We start from the raw sequence: 5,618 nt of genomic DNA on the forward strand, positions 1-5,618 counted from the left end.
AAATTAACTTTAATAAAAAGAAATAAAATTGAATAAAAAAAAAGAATTTTTTAATAAAAAATTAAATTAAAACACAATTTTACTAAATATAAAAAAAATTAAAAAAAAGATTTTAAATTATAATTAAAAATTTTAAAATTAAATATTAAAGAATTTTTTAGTATTCTCACATACTTGCATTCCTAAATCATTATAATCTAAATCCATTTCTTTAGCAATTCTTTCAAGAATATGAGGTAAATATTTAGGTTCATTTCTATGTTTTTTAGGTTTAGGTTTTAAATCACGTGGAATTAAAAAAGGACCATCAGTTTCAATCATCAATCTTTCAGGAGGAATATGTTTAACAGCCTCTCTTAAATCATCCCCACGTCTTTCATCACATATCCAACCAGTTACTCCAATATAACATCCAAGAGATAAATAATCTTCAACTTCATATTTATTTCCAGTGAAACAGTGAACTACTGATCTTTTAGCTACATCTGGAAATTCTCTTAAAATTTTTGAAAAATCAGTATATGATTCTCTATCATGTAAAAATACAGGCATATATAATTCTTCAGCAAGTTCTAACTGTTTTTTAAACCATTTTCTCTGAATATTCTGTGGAGAATAATTACGATTATAATCAAGACCACATTCACCAATAGCAACTACAGAATCTTTTTTTGCAAGTTCTTTTAAAGTAGAAATTGTATTTTCATCACATGTTTTAGCATCATGTGGATGAACTCCTGCAGTTGAATATAAAACTCCAGGATACTTTAAAGCATAATCTGAAGCTAATATACTTGAATTAATATCTGCACCTGTAATAATTGCCTTTGAAACACCTACTTTATTTGCATTAACCATAACCTCTTCACGATCTTTATTATATGATTTATGCATTAAATTTAAACCAATATCTATAAATTTCATAATCTCACTTTTAATTAATTTATATAATATTTAATAATCAACTGGTCCTTTTTTATCATCATTTAATATGTTAATAATTGATTCTAAAGGTAAAACTGCTTCCATAGTACCTAAATAATTATTTTCTTCATCACGTAAAGCATAATAATTAATTAATACTTTCTGATGTCTTTTAGATCCAAGAACATGCATACTATCTCTTTTTCCAGATTTAAAATCTTCAATTAAACTACGAACAACAGGTTCAACTTTTTTAGGATGACATGAATAAACTTCTTTGTTAAGAGCAATATGTGGCCTTTCAAATAATTTTTCTCCTTCATCAAAGAAACGATTAATATCATTTTCATCAATAATAGTTATTTCAACAGGAAGAAGATTTAATACAACACGTAATTGTTTTAAAGTAATTGTTCCACCAGGTAAATATATTTTATCATTATTTACTTCAGTAATTTCAGTATTTTCATTTATTTCATCCCATTTAGGAATTTCATTAATTAAACAAGGACCATATTCATTAAAATCACGAGCTATTTCAACCCATTCTTCTTTTTTAAAGTATTCAGCACATAATGGGAATAAAATATTTTCTTCCTTATAAATCATTTCTTTAATTCTTTTTAATACTTTTTTAATCTCTTCCTCTTTACCTTCAGTTTCATGTATAATTCCAGATAATGTATCAAGGATTTCATCTTCAACTCCCCACATTACATCAGAAGGTCCTGGGAAATTATATTCACCTTTTAATAATGGGAATAATAAATTATCTTTTTTACTATAATGTTTAGTAATATTTTTAAGAACTTTTAAGTTTTTTCTTACATCTAAAGCAGATTTTCCATCATCTAAATCTTTTTCAATATTATTAACAAGAGAACTAATTTCATTATTTTCTAATATTAAAACATTAATAGGATGACCTTCAATCTTCATATATTCTGCAGATTTATTTACACCTTCATTATTTTCATTTTCTAAATTTTTTACATCCTGTTTACCAAGTTCCATTTCTGCTTCTAACATTTCCATTCTTTCAGAATCAGTCATCTCATGGAATAAAGCAGAATGAACATCACATAAACGTTGTACATCATTTAAATTAAAACCCTCTTCAATAAGAGTTTGTTCTGCTTTTGCTATTTCTTTAGCAGAAACATGTCTAAAGTTATCTTTAAATTCTTCTTGAATATTTTCTAATGGTTCTCCATTAGATAATCTAGTTATATAACTTTTTAATAATTCAACACGTTCAGATGAATTATTTGCTTTTTCTTTATTAACTTCAGGTTCTCCTTTATTAATAACTTCAAATCCTTCATCTTCAAATTTTTTAATTATTTTATCTAATGGTATATTTTTAATTTTTGAACCTTTAGGTATAGTTATAATTTGACCCATAGATTGTAAATTTTGTGAAATAGCTTTAAAACCTAATTCAACCATAATATCTTTAACTTCTGGGTATTCTTTAATTAATTCTGCAACTGGTTTATTTAAATCAAGTGTTTTCATAATACTCACCACATTATTATTTAAAATATTTAATAATTTCTTTAAATTATGTTAATTTAAATATTAAATTTAATATTAATTATAAATCCTAAACACAACAATCAAACTAGACACATAATAATATAAATTTAATATTAATTATAATTTTTTAGAAATCTAAATATCAAATTTGAAATCTTAAAATAAAAAATAATAAAGATAAAAAACATATTAAAACATAATTATTATTCAAATAGAATAAAAGAAAATTTAAAATAATTAAAGATATCAAAAGGAGTAGTGAAAATATGGATGTTAAAAACAATATTATATTAGCATTAGATGTAATGACAATGGATGAAGCAGTAGAAATATGTGAAAAAGTATCAAAACAAATAGATACTATAAAAATAGGATATCCATTAACACTTGCAGTAGGAACAAATTGTATTGATGAATTAAAAGATCAATTTGGATTTAAAATAATATGCGATTATAAAGTTGCAGATATTGGTCCAACAAATGACAAAATAGCTGATGTTACATTTTCACATGGAGCAGATGGATTAATATGTCATGGATTTGTAGGAGAAGATAGTGTTGAAGCTTGTCTTAACAAAGCTAATGAATATGGAAAAGACTTATTTTTACTTACTGAAATGTCACATCCAGGAGCTAAAAGATTTTTACAACCAGTAGCAGATGATATTGCTAAAATGGGTGTTGAAATGGAAATTAAAAATTATGTAGCACCTGCAACTAGATTAAATAGACTTCAAGATATTAGAAATATTGTAGGAAAAGATGCATTTATTATTTCACCAGGTGTTGGAGCTCAAGGAGGAAGTGCAAAAGAAACACTTAAAATATCTGATGCAGTTATTGTTGGAAGAAGTATATATCAATCAGATAATCCAGAACAAGCTGTAAAAGATATATTAAATAAATAAAATTTTAACTAATTTTTAAAATTATTTATTTTTTAAATAAATTAATAAATAAAAACTAAAAAAAGACAAAACAACTAAAAAAAGAAACTAATAACAAAAAATAGCTAAAAAAATTAAAATAAAAAAATAAAAAATTCATTAATTAAAATGAATTTTTAAACAAAACTATTTTTCTATGTAAATTGGAATATTCCATCTTAAATTATTGAAGTTTTTATTATCAGCATAAAATGTAATTACAAAATTATTTTTACCTAATTTTAAAGTTTTATTAAGGTAATAAACAAGACCATTTTTATCTGTTTTTTTAACTACATATTTAGAAAATGAATTAACACCGATAGTTACATATTTACCAGACATAGCTTTATTATTAAATGTAAAGTTTAAACCTAAAGATTTACCTTTTTGTAAATGATATGTTAAGTAATATTTACTGTTATTTACATAAATGTTATAATAAACATTTTTAAATGAAAGTGAAACATCTGCTTTATTTACAACAACAGTAGTTTTTTTAGCTAAACTTACACCAGCAGAATTAACTTTTGCTGTAACACCATAATTTCCAACACCATTATTAACAGCAAAACTTGCTACACCTTTAGAATTAGTTAATTTACTGTAAGTTTTACCTGCAATAGTAAAGTAAACTTTTTCTCCAGCTACAGTTTTACCTCTATAAGTTAAGGTTATATTAAATGGAGCTTTAGGATCTTGGTAAGTTTTAGTAAGTTTTTTAATATTTAAATTAACATATTTTTTATTCCATTTACTAACAATTATTTTTGATGATTTAGAAATTTTAATACCATTTTGATTTAAAGTTGCAGTTACAACATAAGTTCTTGGCATTAAATTAATAGTTAAAGATGCAATACCATCATTATTAGTTTTAAGTTTATATGTTGCTTTTAAAATTTTAACATAAATATACTGATTTACAATAGGTTTACCTTCATAAGTAAGTGTAACAATATATTTTTTACTATCTTTATATTCTTTATTTAAATTTGAAACTTTAAGATTAAGTTTAGATTTATTCCAATTTAATACTGAGACAGTAGAATTAGCTGTTACATTAGTACCATTAATAGAAGTTACAAGATTATAATTACCAGGATTTAAATTAATTTGAAGATAAGCTTTACCATTATTATCAGTGAAAACTTTATAATTTACACCAAGTACATTAATAATTACACTAGCATTCCTAACTAAATCTCCATTAGAATTTTTAACAACTGCTACTACGTTTGTACCATTTCTACAGTACATAGTAACATTATCAACAGTTAATTGTAAATTATTATTAGGAATAGCTGTATAATCTTTTTGAGATTTAGATCCATTATATGTTATATTAAGTTTATCTTCATCTGTAAAACTTACATTATTATAGTTAGCAATAATTGTATATTTACCAATATTAGAAGGTGTCCATACAAACACTGCACTATTATTTTTAACATCTTTAGTTTGACTAAATACTGTTACATTACCATTTAATATTTTTATAGTTACATTACCAATATTAATAACTTTATTATCATTAGTAGAAACATTAACCTTAATGTTAATAGGATCATAAGCTCCTGAAGAGTTTACAACATCTATATCAGTAGTAGTGTTAATAACATCCACTGTTTTATTTTCTGTAATGTTTTCAGTAGTAGTATTAGAACTACTTGTATTGTCAACTTCAGTAAGAATATTTGAATTAATATTTACAGAAGAATTATCAACAGTAGCAAGTGTATCATTAGATGAATCAGCAGCAGAAACATTAGTAATACAAACTAAAGTAATTATAAATAAACTTAAAATAATAAATTTATTATAATTTTTCATCATATCCTCCGAATTTTTTTATAAATCTTCATAATATTTAATTCCTTAAAATTAAATATTAGTTAAGATTTTTTTAATGAAAAATAAAGTATATTTTATTAATCATTATATTAATTTAATAAATAAGTATTATATAAATATTTCTTTAAAAATTTCAAATAAAATTTAGAATAAAGTATTAAATGTTTAATATTTTATTAAATAAAATGTACAGAATAGAAAAAAAAATAAAAAATTATAAATAAAAATGCGAAAATGTAATATATTTTTGATATTTTGAAAAAATATGGTCTAAATTAAATAATTTATAAAAAAGTAAATAAAAATCAAAAACGAATAAAGATTTTATAAATAAAAATAAAAAATTATTGCTTATTATATTAGAAAGGATATAAT

General features: G+C 22.7%; 4 protein-coding genes. 1 reads left to right on the forward strand and 3 read right to left on the reverse strand.

What is annotated here, in order from left to right; genetic code table 11:
- Positions 1 to 138: 138 nt before the first annotated feature.
- Both BGI41_RS06335 and BGI41_RS06340 read right to left on the reverse strand, forming a co-directional pair.
- Positions 139 to 924 carry a TatD family hydrolase gene (locus BGI41_RS06335; protein WP_233126334.1) on the reverse strand — a complete coding sequence of 262 codons (786 nt, stop codon included), beginning with the start codon at positions 922 to 924 and terminating at the stop codon, positions 139 to 141.
- A 30-nt stretch (positions 925 to 954) separates the two neighbouring features.
- Positions 955 to 2,442 carry a DUF438 domain-containing protein gene (locus BGI41_RS06340; protein WP_088539611.1) on the reverse strand — a complete coding sequence of 496 codons (1,488 nt, stop codon included), beginning with the start codon at positions 2,440 to 2,442 and terminating at the stop codon, positions 955 to 957.
- Between the two features lie 287 nt (positions 2,443 to 2,729).
- Here BGI41_RS06340 and pyrF point away from each other — a divergent pair, with 287 nt between their 5' ends.
- On the forward strand, positions 2,730 to 3,371 hold the full coding sequence (pyrF, locus tag BGI41_RS06345) for an orotidine-5'-phosphate decarboxylase (RefSeq protein ID WP_088539612.1): 642 nt from the start codon (positions 2,730 to 2,732) through the stop codon (positions 3,369 to 3,371).
- A gap of 165 nt (positions 3,372 to 3,536) precedes the next feature.
- Here the strand turns inward: pyrF and BGI41_RS06350 are convergent, their stop codons facing one another.
- Entirely contained in the window at positions 3,537 to 5,222 is a 1,686-nt protein-coding gene (locus BGI41_RS06350; RefSeq protein WP_088539613.1) for a hypothetical protein, read from the reverse strand.
- Positions 5,223 to 5,618: the final 396 nt, after the last annotated feature.

Origin of the sequence: Methanobrevibacter sp. 87.7 (genome assembly GCF_002208625.1) — an archaeon.
Classification (GTDB): Archaea; Methanobacteriota; Methanobacteria; order Methanobacteriales; family Methanobacteriaceae; genus Methanarmilla.

What these genes read in the sequence shown, in the direction of transcription:
- BGI41_RS06335 (WP_233126334.1), bottom strand. Translation starts at nt 924, where the DNA reads ATGAAATTTATAGATATTGGTTTAAATTTAATGCATAAATCATATAAT.
- BGI41_RS06340 (WP_088539611.1), bottom strand. Translation starts at nt 2,442, where the DNA reads ATGAAAACACTTGATTTAAATAAACCAGTTGCAGAATTAATTAAAGAA.
- pyrF (WP_088539612.1), top strand. Translation starts at nt 2,730, where the DNA reads ATGGATGTTAAAAACAATATTATATTAGCATTAGATGTAATGACAATG.
- BGI41_RS06350 (WP_088539613.1), bottom strand. Translation starts at nt 5,222, where the DNA reads ATGAAAAATTATAATAAATTTATTATTTTAAGTTTATTTATAATTACT.